Raw genomic sequence first — 17770 nt, forward strand, 5'->3', positions numbered from 1 at the left:
TTACGGCAATTATTTTAGCGCGCTGACTATATACCGGTGTATTGGGTCAGTTTGCTGAGGATGAGACAGTGCAGGGCTGATGAATTCTGGTTGGGCAAAGATGCCTTTGTTAACCAGTGAGCGAATCATATCGAAGTATTTCAGCTCTGTTTTACCACACAAGAGTAATGAGAAATCGTTCCCCAGATTATCGTAAGCGTTGAGCACTTCTCGAAACCCGCGTAGGTATAAGTAATCTTTCGTCAGGCCACCACCGCGGTAAACACGAGCGGTAATCGTGAAGGCTTGTGTATCTGAAGTATGATATTGCTCTTTAAGCAGCCTGAAGGTTTGGCGGAAATCACGTTCTTTGATCATTGATTCAACCGCTAACACACGCAGAGCCAGTGTACGTAATCGCTTGATGCTAAAGTGTCCGGAAAGGTACTCACATAAAATCGCTAAACCTTCCTGCGTATTGGTATTGGCAGGGCAACCTAAACTTAAGACGTTAAGAGGTTGTCTACGACCGTTAATGGTTGTCAGTAAATGGACCCCCATCTCGTGATGTGCCAATGCTTCTAGCTCATCAGTCGTGATGTACGCAGCACTGTTTATTTTTACGCGTAAGCCAGAAACAAGGGCATTTGCTAGCATGCCATCAAGCACCTGTATTTCACAGTCATAGCCATGTCTATCTGCAAAGCTCCCCATGAACTGAGCGATGGAATGGCTGTCATGCTCTGGTTGGCTTTCTTCTTCCGTTGGTAAGTGCAAAATGAAGTGCGCATTGGCGATATCCTTTGCACTCGGCTCACCGTAGTAACGCAACGAGTTATACAGAAAATCTTGGGTACCAATGGTATCTACCTGATCTAGCTTATCGGCATAGGATTGAATCACATCCGCATAAAGTTTTTGCAGTTGTGTATCCTTGATATTTTCTAATGGTAATTCATACAAAAGACGTTTGGATTGGTGGGTGATAAGAGGCGTCTTTTGGTATTCAAAGTTCGGCTCTTGAGAATACTTGTTGTTGATGAAGCTTTCTCTTTCTAATGCGTAATTGAGAGGGTTTACGCTACTGAGGATATCAATATCACTAACCAGTTGGGTTAGTTGTTCGTCTATTGCTAATAGCTGGCTGGAAATCGGTTCGTGAGCTTGAGCCATACTGTTTAACTCCGTGTAAAGGCAACACCAACCGTCATCGTGATTGATTCGAGTGGTAAGGCTCAAATTATCACCAGGCACGTGACTTGAACAACAAATATTTGTTGTTCATCCTCTTTAACGTTGAACAATACTTGTGAAAATGGCGGATACAAAAAAGGCTCCACGATGTGGAGCCTAAAGTAAAGCGATGGTAATTCGGTATTATTATGCTGTTAGAGCAAGAATCGCACCTGGCAAAATAATGAATACTGACATCAAGTAGCCACCAACAACGGCTTTGTTCTTAATTGCCATCTCTGAAATCATTTCAGCGCCTTTCAGTGGTAGTTCACGTAGGAACGGAATACCGAAGATAAGTAGCGTTGCTGCAATATTGAATACTAGGTGTACCAGAGCGATTTGTAGTGCAAATACTGCGAACTCACCAGATACAGCCGTTGCTGCCAGTAGAGCTGTGATACATGTACCAATGTTAGCACCTAGTGTAAATGGGTAGATATCACGTACTTTTAGTACGCCAGTACCCACTAGTGGAACCATCAAACTCGTGGTTGTTGAAGATGATTGCACAAGAACAGTAACGATAGAACCAGAAAGGATACCGTGGATTGGACCACGACCAATTGCGTTCTTAAGAATGTCACGAGCTCGGCCAACCATCAGGCTCTTCATCAGTTTACCCATCACAGTGATAGCAACGAAGATAGTTGCAATACCAAGGATGATAAGCATCACGCCACCAACTGTGTCACCGAATGTTGAAAGAGGCTCTTTGATTGCACTCACAACAGGTTTCGTCATTGGTTTAATGAAGTTAAAGCCTTTAATGCTCATGTCGCCAGTTGCAAGTAACGGCGAAACAAGCCAATGAGAAATCTTCTCTAAGATGCCGAACATCATTTCCAAAGGAAGGAAAATCGCCACAGCAAGTAAGTTGAAGAAGTCATGGATCGTTGCACTAGCAAATGCACGCTTGAACTCTTCTTTACAACGTACGTGACCTAGAGAAACAAGTGTATTAGTAACCGTTGTACCAATGTTGGCACCCATTACCATAGGAATCGCCGTCTCTACAGGCAAACCGCCCGCAACTAAGCCCACAATAATAGAAGTTACAGTACTAGAAGATTGGATTAGGGCTGTCGCTACCAGACCGATCATAAGACCAGCTACAGGGTGCGATGCAAATTCAAACAGTACTTTTGCTTGATCGCCAGTGGCCCATTTAAAGCCGCTACCAACCATAGATACTGCTAGAAGAAGCAGGTATAGCATGAATGCCAAGTTAGCCCAGCGTAACCAGCGAGTCGTACTCGAGATCGGCGCCGCTGTTGAAGTAGCTTGGTTCATCATAATTTTCTCCGTGACCTTTCAGTTCTTTCTTGGTCTTTAGTTGAAACTGAGGGCGATGTTAGAGAAGAAATATTTCAGTAATATTACAGATTGATGGCGGTTTGGATTTTTTATTGTCATTTTTGACAGTTGCAAGTTTGTGGTTGTTTTTGTTCTTTTAAGTTGCTGTTTTTAGATGGTTTTTATTTTTGATTTCTGGTGCCGTTATACGGGGTGAATTTCTTAAAAATGGGTTTTATCGCAAGTTTTATGACAATGTGAATATTACATATTCGGTAAAACCTGAGTTTAAATGATTATTTTGTCGGTTTTGCCGAGTTAATTGTCTATCCCTGTCACATTTGATATAAAAACATCACCATCATTTCGGGAAATGGGTATGTCACATCTAAATTATAATCATCTTTACTACTTCTGGATGGTCTGTAAACAAGGCTCTGTTACTAAAGCAGCAGATGCGCTCTTCCTCACACCGCAAACGGTGACCGGACAAATTAAAGCGTTCGAAGAGCGAATGAAAGGGAAGCTGACAAAGCGCAATGGGCGAACCGTTGAGCCCACAGAATTAGGACAGCTCGTGTTTAAATACGCCGACCGAATGTTCGGTTTGAGCTATGAGATGCTAGATATCGTGAATTATAGCCAGCACTCCAATATTTTGTTTGAGGTCGGTGTGGCTGATGCATTGTCAAAGCGTCTGGTTAGTAAAGTACTCATGACAACCGTTCCTGAAGATAACAGCATCCATTTGCGCTGTTATGAATCGACCCATGAACTCTTATTAGAAAGATTATCTCAACACAAACTGGATATGATCTTATCTGATTGCCCGGTCGACTCAACTCAAAGCCCAGGCCTCTATAGTAAGAAACTCGGGGAAAGCCGCATGAGTTTCTTTGCCTCGTTTGAAATTGGAGAGGTAAATTTCCCCGAAATATTGGAACAGAAAAAGCTGTTGATACCAGCTAGTCGCACAGCAATGGGGCGCAAAGTCATTCAGTGGTTTGACCGACAAGGTTTACAGCCTGATATTTTAGGCGAATTTGACGATGTTGCCTTGATGAAAGCCTTCGCACGATACCATGATGATGTGATATTTCTGGCTCCGACCATGTACATGTCCGAAATTGAAGACGACCGAAAGTTACAACTAATCGGTCATGTGGATGATTTAAAAGAAGAGTATTATGTTATTTTTGCGGAGCGGATGATCCAGCATCCCGCAGTAAAGAATGTTTGTGACGCTGATTTTAGCCAAATGTTTGAATAAACACGTATCGTTGCGCAAATAAATAGATTACTATCGACAAAAATATAAACCTAAATCTAAATGAGACTTAAATAACTTCGACTGGTTTTTTGAACGTGCAAATGGCGTATCGAGATAGGGTGAATTAACGCTGGTGGTTAAGACTTACTAGCTTTACCTACAATCGAGAACCTAGGTTAAAGTTATCAATATTGAGACTCTGATTATTTATCTGGATGTCACGAGAAAATTTTTGTATCACAACTAGCTAGCCCGAGTTGGAATGAGTAAGTTGTAGCTAGAGGTCCAACACATGAATTTACAAGACATGGAGAAAAACTCCGCTAAAGCTGTCGTATTGCTTAAAGCGATGGCGAACGAAAGACGCTTACAAATTCTTTGTATGCTGCATAACCAAGAGCTTTCTGTTGGAGAGCTGTGTGCAAAATTGGAGCTAAGCCAGTCGGCGTTGTCACAGCACCTTGCTTGGCTACGACGTGATGAGTTAGTCGCAACAAGAAAAGAAGCGCAAACGGTGTATTACACCTTGAAGAGTGACGAGGTCAAAACACTGATCAAAACGCTTCACGGCCTATACTGTGCCAATTAATCATTTTGATTAAAGAATGTGACATGGTGATTTCAGGCTGGCAGCGTTGAGAAGCCACTAGATTGGTCATCAGAAAAAGAAAAGCTGGCAGTGCCAGCTTTTTTTATCTTGATATCGATTTTGACGAATTTCAGATATAAAAAAACCGACATAAAGTCGGTTTTTTCTTCACTTTAAAATCAGGACTCTATTAAAGAGCTTTGATTTGTGCAGTGAAACGAGACTTATGGCGAGCTGCTTTATTCTTGTGAATAAGGCCTTTAGTTGCCATGCGGTCTAGGATAGGTGTAACTACAGCGAATGCAGCAGTTGCAGCTTCTTTGTCGCCTGCTTCGATAGCAGCAACAGTTTTCTTCATGTAAGTACGCATCATTGAGCGACGGCTAGCATTGTGCTGACGACGTTTCTCAGCTTGGATAGCGCGCTTCTTAGCAGATTTACTATTTGCCAAGGGTCTAACTCCCAAAAACTTAGTTCTGTGACAATTTAAGGGCGAGGAATATCCCTCATTTGCGCTTAAATGTCAAATGATTTGTGCAAAAACCGTTCTAAACCAAAACAAGTTTTGGTAAGAGAGGTCATCGCGGTTAAGATGGCGGGGATTCTAACAGCATTTTTATACCAATGCTAATAATTATCCACTCAGAACTAACAATAGGTGGATAAATTTTTGACGTCTATTTAGAGCCTCCACAAGCTTAACGGTATAGGGTTGGCTGTCTTATAGTGATATTCCGAGGTTACAGTGAGTAAACGACTACTCAAGTCAGGCATGATCGTCAGTGCTATGACTCTTATTTCGCGCGTTTTAGGCTTAGTCCGTGATGTGGTAGTGGCGAATTTAATGGGGGCAGGAGCAAGCGCAGACGTCTTTTTCTTTGCTAATAAAATTCCAAACTTCTTACGTCGTTTGTTTGCAGAAGGTGCATTTTCTCAAGCATTTGTACCAGTACTAACCGAAAGCCATGCTCAAGGCGATATGGACAAAACACGGGAGCTCATCGCCCGAGCCGCGGGGACTCTAGGGGTCATCGTTTCGGTAGTGACCCTGTTTGGCGTACTTGGCTCTGGCGTTGTCACCGCACTATTCGGCTTCGGCTGGTTTTTAGATTGGATGAACGGCGGGCCATCTGCCGAAAAGTTTGAGCTCGCTAGTATGATGCTCAAAATTACGTTCCCCTATTTATGGTTCATTACTTTCGTCGCACTGTCTGGCGCGATCCTCAATACACTCGGTAAGTTTGCCGTTTCGTCATTTACCCCCGTATTTTTGAACGTCATGATCATACTGTCGGCTTGGTTTATTTCGCCGCAGATGTCACAGCCTGAGATTGGCCTTGCGATTGGTGTTTTCTTAGGTGGCTTAGTTCAGTTCCTGTTTCAAATTCCTTTCCTTATTAAAGCAGGCGTGATGGTCAAACCTAAATGGGGTTGGCGCGATCCGGGGGTAGTAAAGATACGTACCTTGATGATCCCTGCTTTGTTTGGTGTTTCAGTCAGCCAGATCAACTTATTATTTGATACCTTTATTGCCAGTTTTCTACAAACAGGGTCAATCAGCTGGCTGTATTACTCAGACCGCTTGCTGGAGTTTCCTCTTGGGCTCTTTGGTATTGCTATTGCGACCGTGATTCTACCGGCACTTTCTCGTAAGCACGTTGATGCCCACAGCGAAGGATTTGCTCATACTATGGACTGGGGTGTACGCATGGTTACGCTACTCGGTATTCCAGCCATGTTGGGGTTGATGGTGTTGGCGAAACCAATGCTGATGGTGCTATTTATGCGTGGTGAGTTTTCGCCGCAGGACGTACACCAAGCTTCACTTTCTCTGTTAGCCTACGCATCTGGCTTACTGAACTTTATGTTGATCAAGGTACTCGCACCGGGCTACTACTCGCGTCAGGATACTAAAACGCCGGTGAAATACGGCATCATAGCTATGGTGACGAATATGGTATTTAATGCCATTTTCGCTTATTTCTATGGCTATGTTGGTTTGGCTATCGCAACCGCGTTATCTGCTCTCGTCAATATGGTGCTGCTATACCGAGGTTTGCACTTAGCTGAGGTTTATCAGATAACTAAGCGCACTATCTTCTTTATTCTACGCTTGGTGATTGCCGGGGCTGCGATGGTTGCAGCGATTTTGTGGCAATTGGAAGATATGTCTGTCTGGCTCGAGTGGAGTTTTGCATACCGTAGCGGTGTATTAGGAATGTTGATCGCGTTGGGAGCGGCGGTTTACCTTGTCGTTCTATTTTTAACAGGTGTGCGCTTAAAAGACCTAAAAGCTGGGACAGAGTAAGGGTGATTAGTATATAATCCGTCAGTTTCACACAGTGCAAAGTAAAAACAGAGGCAAAAAGCAGTATCCAATGGAACTGATCAGAGGCATTCACAATATCACATCGCGTCACTATGGGTGTGTTCTGACTATTGGCAATTTCGATGGTGTCCACAGAGGACATCAGCAAGTGTTGCAACAAGTGTCTGAACAGGCAAAGGAACTTTCGTTACCTTCGGTTGTGATGACCTTTGAACCTCAGCCAATGGAGCTGTTTGCTAAAGGCAAGGCACCAGCAAGGTTGACACGACTGCGCGATAAGTTTGTCCAGTTAAGTAAACTAGACATTGATCGATTGCTGTGTGTCAATTTTAATCGACATTTTGCCAACTTGACGGCGGAAGAGTTTATCCGTGACTTGTTGGTAGAGCGATTGGGTGTTAAGTTTCTTGTCGTTGGTGATGACTTCTGCTTTGGTAAAGGCCGCAGCGGGAGCTTTGCCATGTTGCAGGAAGCAGGGGAAAAGTACGGCTTTGAAGTCGTCAGTACCCAAAGCTTTTGTTTACAACGATTACGAGTGAGCAGTACCGCTATTCGGGAAGCCCTGGCTCGTGATGACTTGCATTCCGCACATGAGATGCTGGGAAGAAATTACAGCATCAGCGGTCGTGTTTCTCATGGAAGAAAGCTAGGCAGAACCATTGGTTTTCCTACTGCGAATATTCCTTTGAAACGCTGTGTATCTCCGGTATCCGGAGTCTTTGTTGTTCAAGCGCTAGGCATTGGTGATAAGCCAATTGGTGGCGTGGCTAACATTGGCCAAAGACCAACGGTAAATGGCGTTCGCCAACAGTTAGAAGTACACTTATTTGACTTTCATGCCAATTTGTATGGCAAGCAATTAGAAGTGGAACTTTTGCACAAACTTCGAGATGAGCAAAAGTTTGAGTCGTTTGAAGCACTTAAACAACAAATCGAATTGGATGCTGAAGCAGCAAGGGTGTGGCTGCGTCAGCTTAAGAGTTGAGCGGTTTATTCCACCGTTCAACATAATGTCTAATTTTCGCCCAATATAACGGAATTAAGAATCGATGAGTGAGTATAAAGATACCCTGAACTTACCTGAAACAGGGTTTCCAATGCGCGGCAACCTGGCCAATCGTGAGCCAGAAATGCTTAAGCGTTGGTACAAAGAAGATCTTTACGGTGAAATCCGTAAAGCTAAGAAAGGCAAAAAGTCATTCGTACTGCACGATGGCCCTCCTTACGCAAATGGTGACATTCACATTGGTCACGCACTAAACAAGATTCTTAAAGACATTATTATTAAATCCAAAACACTTTCAGGTTTTGACGCACCTTACATCCCAGGCTGGGACTGCCACGGTCTACCTATCGAATTGATGGTAGAGAAGAAAGTGGGCAAACCAGGCCAAAAAGTGACTGCAGCTGAATTCCGCGAAAAATGTCGTGAATACGCAGCAGGCCAGGTTGAAGGTCAAAAAGAGAGCTTCAAGCGTCTTGGTATCTTGGGTGAGTGGGATAAGCCATACCGCACTATGGATTTTGATACTGAAGCGAACATCATTCGTGCGCTTGGTAAAATCGCGAGCAAAGGTCACCTGCTAAAAGGTTTCAAACCGGTTCACTGGTGTACAGATTGTGGTTCTGCTCTTGCTGAAGCAGAAGTGGAATACAAAGATAAAGTTTCTCCGTCTATCGACGTACGTTTTAAAACTGCGGACGAAGCGGCACTTTTATCTAAGTTTGAGCTGACTGAAGGTCATGAAGGTAAAGGTGACATCTCTATTGTTATCTGGACGACAACACCTTGGACTCTGCCAGCAAACCGCGCTGTATGTCTACGTGATGATCTTGAGTACGTGCTAATCCAAGTTGAAGGTGACAACCCTGAGCGTATCATCGTTGCCGCTGAACTTGCGAAAGATGTCATGGATCGCGCTGGTATCGAGCATTTCCACAACCTTGGCTTTGCTAAAGGTGCGGATTTAGAGCTTTCTCAGTTCCAACACCCATTCTACGATTTCACTGTACCGGCGATCCTAGGCGATCACGTTACAACTGACTCAGGTACGGGTGTTGTTCACACTGCGCCTGGCCACGGTCAGGAAGACTTCGCAGTTGGTCAAAAATACGACCTAGAAGTAGCAAACCCAGTGGGCTCAAACGGCGTTTACCTGCCAGACACTGAGCTATTTGCTGGCCAGCACGTATTTAAAGCGAACGATGCTGTGGTTGAAACGCTAAAAGAAAAAGGCGCGCTACTGCATCACCACGCTTACGAGCACAGCTACCCACACTGCTGGCGTCATAAGACTCCAATCATTTTCCGTGCAACACCTCAATGGTTCGTTTCTATGGATCAGGCTGGTCTACGTGCAAAAGCACTAGAAGCAATCAAAGGCGTGCAATGGATGCCTGAATGGGGTCAAAGCCGTATTGAAGGTATGATCGAAGGTCGCCCTGAGTGGTGTATCTCTCGTCAACGTACCTGGGGTGTGCCAATCGCTCTGTTTGTACATAAAGAGACAGCAGAACTTCATCCAAACACGCTTGAGCTGATCGAAAAAGTAGCGAAGCTGGTTGAAGAAAAAGGCATTCAGGCATGGTGGGATGTAGACGCAGCAGAACTATTAGGCGACGAAGCAGAGCAGTACGAAAAAGTACTGGATACGCTAGACGTTTGGTTTGACTCTGGTGTTACGCACTTCTCAGTTGTTGATGCTCGTGAAGAGTACAACGGCCACAGTGCTGACCTATACCTAGAAGGTTCTGACCAACACCGTGGTTGGTTCCAGTCTTCTCTGATTTCATCTATCGCGATGAAAGACGAAGCGCCGTACAAACAAGTACTGACTCACGGTTTCGTTGTTGATGGCCATGGCCGCAAGATGTCGAAATCTATCGGTAACGTTGTTGCGCCAAAAGACGTAACTAACAAGCTAGGTGCAGATATCCTGCGTCTATGGGTTGCTTCTACAGACTACACTGGTGAAGTTGCGGTTTCTGATGAAATCCTAAAACGTAGTGCAGATGCGTACCGTCGTATCCGTAACACGTCACGTTTCTTCCTTGCTAACCTAAACGGCTTTAACCCAGAAACAGACATCGTTCCTGCAGAAGAGATGGTTGCGTTGGATCGTTGGGCTGTAGGTCGTGCACTTGCTGCTCAAGAAGAGATCGTAAAAGCGTACGGCGAGTACAACACGCATGCGGTAATGCAGCGTCTAATGCACTTCTGTTCAATCGAAATGGGTTCTTTCTACCTAGACGTTATTAAAGACCGTCAGTACACAGCAAAACGTGGCGGTCACGCTCAACGTAGCTGTCAGACTGCGCTTTACTACATCGTAGAAGCTTTGGTTCGCTGGATGGCGCCTATCATGTCGTTTACTGCTGACGAAATCTGGAACGAAATGCCAGGTAAGCGTGAGAAGTTTGTACTTTGCGATGAATGGTACGAAGGCTTGTTTGGTCTGAATGAAGGTGAAGAGCTAAACAACGACTTCTGGACTGAAATCCAGAAAGTTCGTGGTGCGGTAAACAAACTTCTAGAAGCAGCACGTGCAGAGAAAACCATCGGTGGTGCACTGCAAGCTGAGTTGACGCTGTTTGCTGATGACGCGCTAGAAGCGAAAATCAATAAGCTGGACGATGAACTACGTTTCGTACTACTAACTTCTGCAGCAACAGTGAAACCACTAAGCGAGAAGTCAGACGCAGCACAAGCGACGGATATCGAAGGCCTGTTCGTTGAAGTGAAAGCAACAGAGTCTGAGAAATGTGACCGTTGTTGGCACCACACTCCAGACGTAGGCACAATCGCTGGTCACGAGAAAATCTGTGGCCGTTGTGTATCGAACGTTGAAGGTGAAGGCGAAGTACGTAAGTTTGCATAATTAGCAAAGTAACGACTGAATTTTTTCACAATTTTATAGCCCCAGTATCTACTGGGGTTATTTTTATTGCCCAATTTCGCATTATCCTTGCAAGAGGATAACCAGCGAATTAAAACTCTTTGGTATTAGTGACGGATTAGGTTCCTTATCGTACTCGTTCTCTATTTAGGGGATGGTCTGAGTGCAATGGGTTAGTTGATTGAGATAGGGATAGAAATGAGTCATATTCCATTAAAGCAATCTGGTGTACGTTGGCTATGGCTGGCGATTGTGATTTTTTTAGCTGATATTGGCATCAAGTACGTTGTGATGAACAACATGGGGTTCGGTTGGGCAAACCGCATTGAAATTTTGCCTTTCTTTAACCTTCTATATGTCCATAACTATGGTGCAGCATTTAGCTTCTTGAGTGATCAAGCTGGCTGGCAACGTTGGTTCTTCACTGGCATTGCCTTCATCGTGTCAGGTCTGTTGACCTACTGGATGAGCAAGTTACCAGCGAATGAAAAGTGGAATAATATTGCGTATGCCATGATTATTGGTGGCGCGGTAGGCAATGTCTTCGACCGAGTGATTCATGGCTTTGTGGTTGATTATCTAGATTTCTACTGGGGTAATTACCATTGGCCAGCATTCAACCTTGCAGACATGGCGATCTGTATGGGGGCTGCGATGATCATTCTTGATGGTTTTCGTAAAAAAGATGCTGAGAAGTAACGCTTGCCGACAATATTAAAATAACCCTAAGCGTCGCCCGTTGATTCGAGCGGCGCTTTTTATTATGTTGGAGCGCAAACTAGCGCACCTTAATAAATAAAGTGAAAAGCGCTTAAACCGATCACAGTAAATAAGTGACCAGTTGTTTACCGTGGATTGGTATTATCCAAGAAAAAGGAAGCAGTAACGTGACAACAATTACTAAAGAATCTGTAGTAACTCTACACTTCACCATTAAAATGAAAGATGGTTCAGTTGCAGACAGCACCCATAACATGGGTAAGCCCGCTAAATTTGTAATGGGTGATGGTAGCCTGAGCGAAAACTTTGAACAATGTCTGGTTGGCCTGCAGTCTGGTGAGCAAAAAGCGATTGAACTAAAAGCGCAAGATGCGTTTGGTATGCCAAACCCAGATCATATCCACCACATGGATCGCACCAAATTTGTCGGTGACGCAGAAGTGGAAGTGGGTACCATCATGGCATTTAGTGGCCCTGATGGTATGGAAATCCCAGGCATCATCACTGAAATTGCAGGTGATTCAGTAACGGTTGACTTCAACCACCCTCTGGCAGGGCAAGACGTGACTTTCGAAGTTGAGATTTTGTCAGTAGAATAGCGAACCCAAGTAAAGATAACTTCCATGAGCAATGAAATGAAAATCCTATTAGCTAACCCACGCGGTTTTTGTGCTGGCGTTGACCGTGCGATTAGCATCGTAGAGCGTGCGCTTGAAATGTATCAGCCACCGATTTATGTCCGTCATGAAGTGGTGCACAACCGTTTTGTCGTTGAAGGGCTAAAACAACGTGGTGCGATCTTCGTAGAAGAGTTGCATGAAGTGCCTGATAACAACATTGTGATTTTTTCTGCTCATGGTGTATCGCAAGCGGTTCGCCAAGAAGCCAAACAACGTGACCTTACTGTGTTTGATGCAACGTGTCCGTTGGTGACTAAAGTTCATATGGAAGTGGCTCGCGCCAGCCGTCGTAATATGGAAGTGGTACTGATCGGCCACGCCGGTCACCCTGAAGTGGAAGGCACGATGGGTCAGTACGCGAGTGAAACTGGCGGTATGTACTTAGTGGAAACACCTGCTGATGTAGAGAAGCTAAAAGCGATCGTTAAAGATCCTTCCGATCTGCATTACGTAAGCCAAACCACGCTTTCTGTTGATGAGACGGCAGACGTGATTGAAGAGCTGCGCCGCGTATTTCCTGATATTCAGGGGCCGCGAAAAGATGACATCTGCTACGCGACTCAAAACCGTCAGGATGCCGTTCGAGAAATGGCAAGTGAAGTGGATGTGATGGTCGTCGTGGGTTCCAAGAACTCATCAAATTCGACCCGTCTAAAAGAACTGGCAGAGAAACTGGGTACACCAGGCTATTTGACGGATTGCCCTGAAGACATTAAACCTGAATGGTTTGATGGCAAAACGAAAGTCGGTGTTACTGCTGGTGCTTCAGCGCCTGAGGAACTGGTTAACCAAATCCTTGAGCGTATTAAAGAGATGGTCGGTGCGCGCGCTGTGGACGAGGTTTTAGGCCGCGAAGAGAACATGTTCTTTGAAGTACCAAAAGAGCTACAAATCAAGCAAGTAGACTGATATCCAGTTTTCGAATAGGCAAAAGGCGACCTCAGGGTCGCCTTTTTTGATTCAATAGCTTGGTGCTTAATGGCTGATACCGAGCATCTCTTTGAGTACTTTTAGATAGCGACGACTCACTGGGATCTCAAAGCCAGTTTTAGTGATGATTTCCGCTAAGCCATTTTCTAATAATTTTATTTCGCTAATCGCTTTGATACTGACTAGGTACTGACGGTGACATCGCACCAGTGGCGTTTTTTCTTCAATTGTTTTCAGTGTTAACTGCGTACTGGCAGTTTGGTTAATTGAGCGAACGTGTACACCGCTGATATCACTATAGGCGCATTCCACTGTGTCAGTTGCCATGATCACAATGCGGTTGTGACCAATACAAGGTATTTGGTCTAACGTATCAGGCGTTATCGCGGAGAGCTGTTGAGTCAGTGTCGACTGGCTAATGGTCTTATGCAGACGCTTCACTGTCTTGTTGAGTCGCTCCGGATCGACGGGTTTCAGCAAATAATCAAACGCGTTGTCTTCAAAAGCCTGAATAGCATACTGGTCATAAGCGGTCACAAAGACCACGTAGGGCATGGTTTCCGGATCAAGCATACCAAGCAGCTCAATGCCCGTGACTTGTGGCATTTGAATATCCAGGAACACCACGTCAGGTTTAAGCTCATTGATTTTCTTCAGGCCAAGAATGGCGTTTGAGGCATCACCTATCACCTCTACCTGGCCTGTTTCGGACAACAATTCGGCTAATTCTTCACGAGCAAATTGTTCATCATCAATGACGAGTGCGGTTAACATCCATTCTTACCTTGTAGTATTGCGACTGACCTTTACGAAGTTGTGGGAATAATAAAACTCATTTTAGTAAATTGATGCTTCTCGCACGCAATTTTTAGCGCTGAATCACGCCCAAACTGATTTGTGAGACGTTTGTCGACAATTTCCATACCTAAACCAGAGTGGTTATCTTTAGGTGGCTCAAAACTGCCTGCATTGTCTTCCACGGTAATCAGATGACCTTGTGGATGCGCTTGGCTGTATATTCTCACCTTGCCGCCTTCCAGCATATTAGAGACGCCGTGTTTAATGGCATTTTCTACCAAAGGCTGGAGTGTAAAGCTTGGTAACTTGATGTCCAGTAATTCTGGTTCAATATCTATCTCGACTTCGAGTCGGTCAGTAAAACGAGCCTTTTCAATACTTAGGTAAGAATTCACATGAGCAAGCTCTTCTTTTAGCGTGACCGTGTTGATGTTCTGTTTTAAGTTACTGCGGAAGAAGTGCGATAAGTTTTGGATCAGTTCACGAGCTTTATCCGGGTCACGTCGCGTAATCGCGCTGATAGTATTGAGCGCATTAAACAAGAAATGTGGATTAACCTGCGCGTGTAGCAATTTGATTTCTGCCTGAGCTAACAAGGTTTGTTGTTGCTGGTAGTCGCCATATAAAATCTGGCTGGATAACAGTTGTGCAATCCCTTCTGCCATCGACATGTTTGCCGTGGAAAACAGTTTTCGCTTTGGCTCGTAGAGTTTGATAGTACCGATTACTTCTTTACCCGCTCTTAGAGGAATAATAAGCGCTGAACCCAGTTTACAGTCTTTCGCAATGGAGCACTGATAAGGGCGCTCGGAGCCATCGAGATAAATAATGTCGTTCTTTTCCATCGAGTCTAAGGTACTTTGCGATGAAATCGGGGTGTTGGGTTTGTGGTGATCATCACCGATACCAACAAAGGCGAGGATTTTTTCCTGATCGGTAATCGCGACCGCGCCTACTTTTGTCTCTTCATAAATGATACGGGCGATTTTTTCTGCGTTTTCAGTGTTAAAACCGTTACTTAAAATGCCCACTGAGCGGTCGGCAATGGTTAACGCTCGGCGTGAAAAGGTTGCCGAGTACTTTTCAAAAATGGTTTTTCGGTCTTGAAGAATGCTCATGAACAGAGCAGCACCAAACGAGTTGGCAATGATCATCGGAGCAGCAATCGCTGATACCAGTTCATAAGCCTGGTCGAACGGTTTTGCGACCGCGAGCAGTAAGATCATTTGTACAACTTCAGCCACAAAAGTCACGCTGAACACGACGCTTGGGTTAAATAGCAGGGCACCTTTGTTGCGCTTGATTAGGTATACGTGAAGCAGGCCACCGATAACCCCTTCAGCCGTGGTTGAGATTGCACAAGCCAGATCGGTAAAACCACCGAGTGTGTAGCGGTGAATACCACCAGTAAGCCCTACCGCGAAACCAACCACGGGGCCACCAAATAGCCCCCCCATGACTGCACCGATAGCGCGAGTGTTAGCAATTGCATCGTTAATATGCAGACCAAAATAGGTGCCGAGAATACAGAAGCCCGAGAAAAGTACGTAACAAATTAAGCGATGGCTTAAGCGAGAAGAGATGCTCAACAGAGGCAATATAATGGGTGTTTTACTCAGCATGTACGCCAGTACTAAGTAAACACACATTTGCTGTAATAGAGAAATAACCAGTTCCATAGCGAACCTAACCTGAAATCAATGTTGTTATTGTATACCTAAGTAACCTCAAGATGCTTGGTTCAGCGACAATGCTCTAAGCCAGTATGTTGAAGTCACTTGGGTATAAAACAAAAAGAGCCTGCATTGGGCAGGCTCTCTATCTTAATCAGTCGATGAAAATGCGCTGATATTAAGCAGTTTCAGATACCGCTTGTGGTTTCTCTTCGTCAGCCAGTTCAGTTTCGCCTTTACCTTTAGAGGTTTTGATAACGTAACCCGTAACAACTAGTGAGAAGATGATACCTGCGATAGTCGACACTTGCATTGGCAGACCGAAACCTAGTGAGCTGTTGTTCAGAATGAACGTTACACACACCGTTGTCATGAACATTGCAGGGATAGTGGTAATCCAGTGCAGTTTGTTGTGACGTAGTAGGTAAGCCGACGCAGTCCAAAGCATCATTACTGCTGTAGTTTGGTTTGCGAAACCGAAGTAACGCCAGATGATACCGAAGTCAACTTGAGTCAGGATACCACCGATAACGAACAGTGGAAGCGCCATTAGTAGACGGTTGCGCAGTGTTTTCTGTTCCATGTTGAAGTATTCAGCAAGGATCAGACGGCTTGAACGGAACGCTGTGTCACCTGAAGTAATAGGTAGGATAACCACACCTAGGAACGCGATGATACCGCCGAACACACCTAGTAGACCAAATGATGCGCTGTAAACTACGTTACCTGGGCCGCCGTTCTTCACTGCTTCTGACAGTGCGTCTAGAGAGCCGAAGAAAGACAGTGCGATAGCACACCAGATTAGTGCGATAACACCTTCACCGATCATTGCGCCGTAGAATACGAAGCGACCGTTTTTCTCGTTTTCCATACAACGTGCCATCAGTGGAGACTGAGTCGCGTGGAAGCCAGAGATTGCACCACATGCGATAGTGATGAACAGTGCTGGCCATAGAGGCATGTCATTCGGGTTTAGGTTGCTGAACATGTCCGATACTTGGAAGTCACCCATTACTGTGTGCTCGCTAGAGAATGCTACAGCAGTCATCAGGCCAACAGACATGAAAATCAGTAGTGCGCCAAACAGTGGGTAGAAACGGCCGATGATCTTATCAACAGGAACGATAGTCGCAATGATGTAGTACGCAAAAATTGCGATAACCATTGTTGTCATGCTTACGTTTAGGCTTGTTTGATCGTTGATTAGGTTTGTGATCATGCCAGCTGGTGCTGATACGAATACCACACCAACAAGAAGCAGTAAGACAATGGCAAAAATGTTCATAAAGTGTTTTGCGCCATTACCCAGGTAACGTCCAGTAATGGTTGGTACAGAAGCACCGCCGTTACGAACAGATAGCATACCTGAGAAGTAATCGTGTACCGCACCTGCAAAAATACAGCCGATAACAATCCATAACATTGCCGCTGGGCCGTATAGCGCACCCATGATTGGGCCAAAGATAGGACCTACGCCAGCGATGTTAAGTAGCTGAACTAGGTAAACTTTCTTGGTTGACATTGGAACATAGTCAACACCATCTGCTTTAGTGTGAGCAGGCGTTTGGCGTTTTTCATTGATGCCGAAAATTTTCTCGACGAAAGCGCCGTAGATGAAGTATCCGCCGATTAGGGCTGCGACACAGGTTAGAAACCACATCATAACTATTGTCCTTGGTTAGTAGGATAGGGTAATTGTTTTAATTTCAGGATGCATGTTAAGGGCTGCTTTTGTTAATTGCATTCGCTTAGTCGGTAAGTGGTCGAATAGGACTACGAGTGGTCGATATGGCCTTTGAGTGGTTTTGGGCACCGCTCAGTGGTTGCTCTGAGCCGTGAATGGTATTTGGCTGGAATGAGTGGTTCTGATTTCACGTTTAGCGGTTGCTTACCACTGTCAGGGGTTAAATACGCAGATAAACGGTCAAAGTGAGAATTTAGTGGTAAGCTTATTTTGAAAACAAATTTTTAAAACAAAGAGTTAAGGGGAAATATGAAAAAGGCAACGTTAGGGTTAGCGCTGGCTTTACTGGCAGGGTGTTCCGCTACTACAGAAGATCTCGCTCAGTCAGGCGACTGGTATCAAATCGGTTATCAGGATGGCATCGCGGGTCATACATCACGCACAGTGAAAGAGCTAAGCGCAATGGGCAATGTAAAACAAGGAGATTACGACCAAGGTTATCTCGAAGGTTTGTCTGAATACTGTAACCCTGATTTTGCGTATCAGATTGGACTATCTGGTCAGTATTACGAAGGGGTATGCGAAGGGACTAAACAGGCCCAAAAATTCCGAATGGAATGGCAGCGTGGCTGGAACGAATACAGTAACTAACGCAGTTTCATAATCAAGACGACAGTCTGACTTGTTAATCTT

At 44.8% G+C, this 17770-nt stretch carries 15 protein-coding genes; 9 read left to right on the plus strand and 6 right to left on the minus strand.

Annotated features, from left to right (window positions below):
* Window positions 1-9 precede the first annotated feature (9 nt).
* Both DBX26_RS02450 and DBX26_RS02455 read right to left on the minus strand, forming a co-directional pair.
* The gene (locus DBX26_RS02450) at window positions 10-1152 is read right to left on the minus strand and encodes a flavohemoglobin expression-modulating QEGLA motif protein (protein WP_014230860.1); all 1143 of its coding nucleotides are present in this window, start codon (window positions 1150-1152) and stop codon (window positions 10-12) included.
* A 207-nt stretch (window positions 1153-1359) separates the two neighbouring features.
* Window positions 1360-2508 carry a Na/Pi symporter gene (locus DBX26_RS02455; RefSeq protein WP_014230861.1) on the minus strand — a complete coding sequence of 383 codons (1149 nt, stop codon included), beginning with the start codon at window positions 2506-2508 and terminating at the stop codon, window positions 1360-1362.
* 379 nt (window positions 2509-2887) lie between these two features.
* Here DBX26_RS02455 and nhaR point away from each other — a divergent pair, with 379 nt between their 5' ends.
* Together nhaR and DBX26_RS02465 are read left to right on the plus strand one after the other, a co-directional pair.
* A complete protein-coding gene (nhaR, locus tag DBX26_RS02460) occupies window positions 2888-3778 on the plus strand; it encodes a transcriptional activator NhaR (protein ID WP_014230862.1) in 891 nt (296 codons plus the stop codon).
* A gap of 292 nt (window positions 3779-4070) precedes the next feature.
* Window positions 4071-4367, plus strand: a complete 297-nt coding sequence (locus DBX26_RS02465; RefSeq protein ID WP_014230863.1) for a metalloregulator ArsR/SmtB family transcription factor — start codon at window positions 4071-4073, stop codon at window positions 4365-4367.
* A 190-nt stretch (window positions 4368-4557) separates the two neighbouring features.
* Here DBX26_RS02465 and rpsT read toward each other — a convergent pair whose 3' ends face one another.
* Window positions 4558-4818: a 30S ribosomal protein S20 gene (gene rpsT / locus DBX26_RS02470; protein WP_014230864.1), complete on the minus strand. Its 261-nt coding sequence runs from the start codon at window positions 4816-4818 to the stop codon at window positions 4558-4560.
* A 294-nt stretch (window positions 4819-5112) separates the two neighbouring features.
* Between rpsT and murJ the strand changes: the two genes are divergently transcribed.
* From murJ to ispH, 6 genes are all read left to right on the plus strand, one after another.
* On the plus strand, window positions 5113-6675 hold the full coding sequence (gene murJ, locus DBX26_RS02475) for a murein biosynthesis integral membrane protein MurJ (RefSeq protein ID WP_014230865.1): 1563 nt from the start codon (window positions 5113-5115) through the stop codon (window positions 6673-6675).
* Window positions 6676-6745: 70 nt separating this feature from the next.
* On the plus strand, window positions 6746-7681 hold the full coding sequence (gene ribF / locus DBX26_RS02480) for a bifunctional riboflavin kinase/FAD synthetase (RefSeq protein ID WP_118117749.1): 936 nt from the start codon (window positions 6746-6748) through the stop codon (window positions 7679-7681).
* 64 nt (window positions 7682-7745) lie between these two features.
* Window positions 7746-10574, plus strand: a complete 2829-nt coding sequence (ileS, locus tag DBX26_RS02485) for an isoleucine--tRNA ligase (protein WP_014230867.1) — start codon at window positions 7746-7748, stop codon at window positions 10572-10574.
* A gap of 216 nt (window positions 10575-10790) precedes the next feature.
* The gene (lspA, locus tag DBX26_RS02490) at window positions 10791-11291 is read left to right on the plus strand and encodes a signal peptidase II (RefSeq protein WP_014230868.1); all 501 of its coding nucleotides are present in this window, start codon (window positions 10791-10793) and stop codon (window positions 11289-11291) included.
* 188 nt (window positions 11292-11479) lie between these two features.
* Window positions 11480-11911 (plus strand): FKBP-type peptidyl-prolyl cis-trans isomerase, encoded by a 432-nt coding sequence (fkpB, locus tag DBX26_RS02495; protein ID WP_118117751.1) that lies wholly within the window; start codon window positions 11480-11482, stop codon window positions 11909-11911.
* A gap of 24 nt (window positions 11912-11935) precedes the next feature.
* A complete protein-coding gene (gene ispH, locus DBX26_RS02500; protein WP_020335931.1) occupies window positions 11936-12901 on the plus strand; it encodes a 4-hydroxy-3-methylbut-2-enyl diphosphate reductase in 966 nt (321 codons plus the stop codon).
* 66 nt (window positions 12902-12967) lie between these two features.
* Here ispH and btsR read toward each other — a convergent pair whose 3' ends face one another.
* The 3 genes from btsR to DBX26_RS02515 all read right to left on the minus strand — a co-directional run bounded on the left by btsR (window position 12968) and on the right by DBX26_RS02515 (window position 17056).
* On the minus strand, window positions 12968-13696 hold the full coding sequence (btsR, locus tag DBX26_RS02505) for a two-component system response regulator BtsR (protein WP_014230871.1): 729 nt from the start codon (window positions 13694-13696) through the stop codon (window positions 12968-12970).
* 32 nt (window positions 13697-13728) lie between these two features.
* Window positions 13729-15399, minus strand: coding sequence for a sensor histidine kinase (locus DBX26_RS02510; protein WP_014230872.1), 1671 nt, complete (start codon window positions 15397-15399; stop codon window positions 13729-13731).
* Window positions 15400-15571: 172 nt separating this feature from the next.
* Window positions 15572-17056 carry a carbon starvation protein A gene (locus DBX26_RS02515; RefSeq protein ID WP_020335932.1) on the minus strand — a complete coding sequence of 495 codons (1485 nt, stop codon included), beginning with the start codon at window positions 17054-17056 and terminating at the stop codon, window positions 15572-15574.
* A 330-nt stretch (window positions 17057-17386) separates the two neighbouring features.
* Between DBX26_RS02515 and DBX26_RS02520 the strand changes: the two genes are divergently transcribed.
* Window positions 17387-17728, plus strand: a complete 342-nt coding sequence (locus DBX26_RS02520) for a DUF2799 domain-containing protein (protein ID WP_014230874.1) — start codon at window positions 17387-17389, stop codon at window positions 17726-17728.
* Window positions 17729-17770 lie beyond the last annotated feature (42 nt).

Origin of the sequence: Vibrio sp. dhg (assembly GCF_003443775.1) — a bacterium.
Classification (GTDB): domain Bacteria; phylum Pseudomonadota; class Gammaproteobacteria; order Enterobacterales; family Vibrionaceae; genus Vibrio; species Vibrio natriegens.

Coding starts and splice junctions, on each gene's coding strand:
- DBX26_RS02450 (WP_014230860.1), bottom strand. CDS start 1,152: ATGGCTCAAGCTCACGAACCGATTTCCAGCCAGCTATTAGCAATAGAC.
- DBX26_RS02455 (WP_014230861.1), bottom strand. CDS start 2,508: ATGATGAACCAAGCTACTTCAACAGCGGCGCCGATCTCGAGTACGACT.
- nhaR (WP_014230862.1), top strand. CDS start 2,888: ATGTCACATCTAAATTATAATCATCTTTACTACTTCTGGATGGTCTGT.
- DBX26_RS02465 (WP_014230863.1), top strand. CDS start 4,071: ATGAATTTACAAGACATGGAGAAAAACTCCGCTAAAGCTGTCGTATTG.
- ribF (WP_118117749.1), top strand. CDS start 6,746: ATGGAACTGATCAGAGGCATTCACAATATCACATCGCGTCACTATGGG.
- ileS (WP_014230867.1), top strand. CDS start 7,746: ATGAGTGAGTATAAAGATACCCTGAACTTACCTGAAACAGGGTTTCCA.
- lspA (WP_014230868.1), top strand. CDS start 10,791: ATGAGTCATATTCCATTAAAGCAATCTGGTGTACGTTGGCTATGGCTG.
- ispH (WP_020335931.1), top strand. CDS start 11,936: ATGAGCAATGAAATGAAAATCCTATTAGCTAACCCACGCGGTTTTTGT.
- btsR (WP_014230871.1), bottom strand. CDS start 13,696: ATGTTAACCGCACTCGTCATTGATGATGAACAATTTGCTCGTGAAGAA.
- DBX26_RS02510 (WP_014230872.1), bottom strand. CDS start 15,399: ATGGAACTGGTTATTTCTCTATTACAGCAAATGTGTGTTTACTTAGTA.
- DBX26_RS02515 (WP_020335932.1), bottom strand. CDS start 17,056: ATGATGTGGTTTCTAACCTGTGTCGCAGCCCTAATCGGCGGATACTTC.
- DBX26_RS02520 (WP_014230874.1), top strand. CDS start 17,387: ATGAAAAAGGCAACGTTAGGGTTAGCGCTGGCTTTACTGGCAGGGTGT.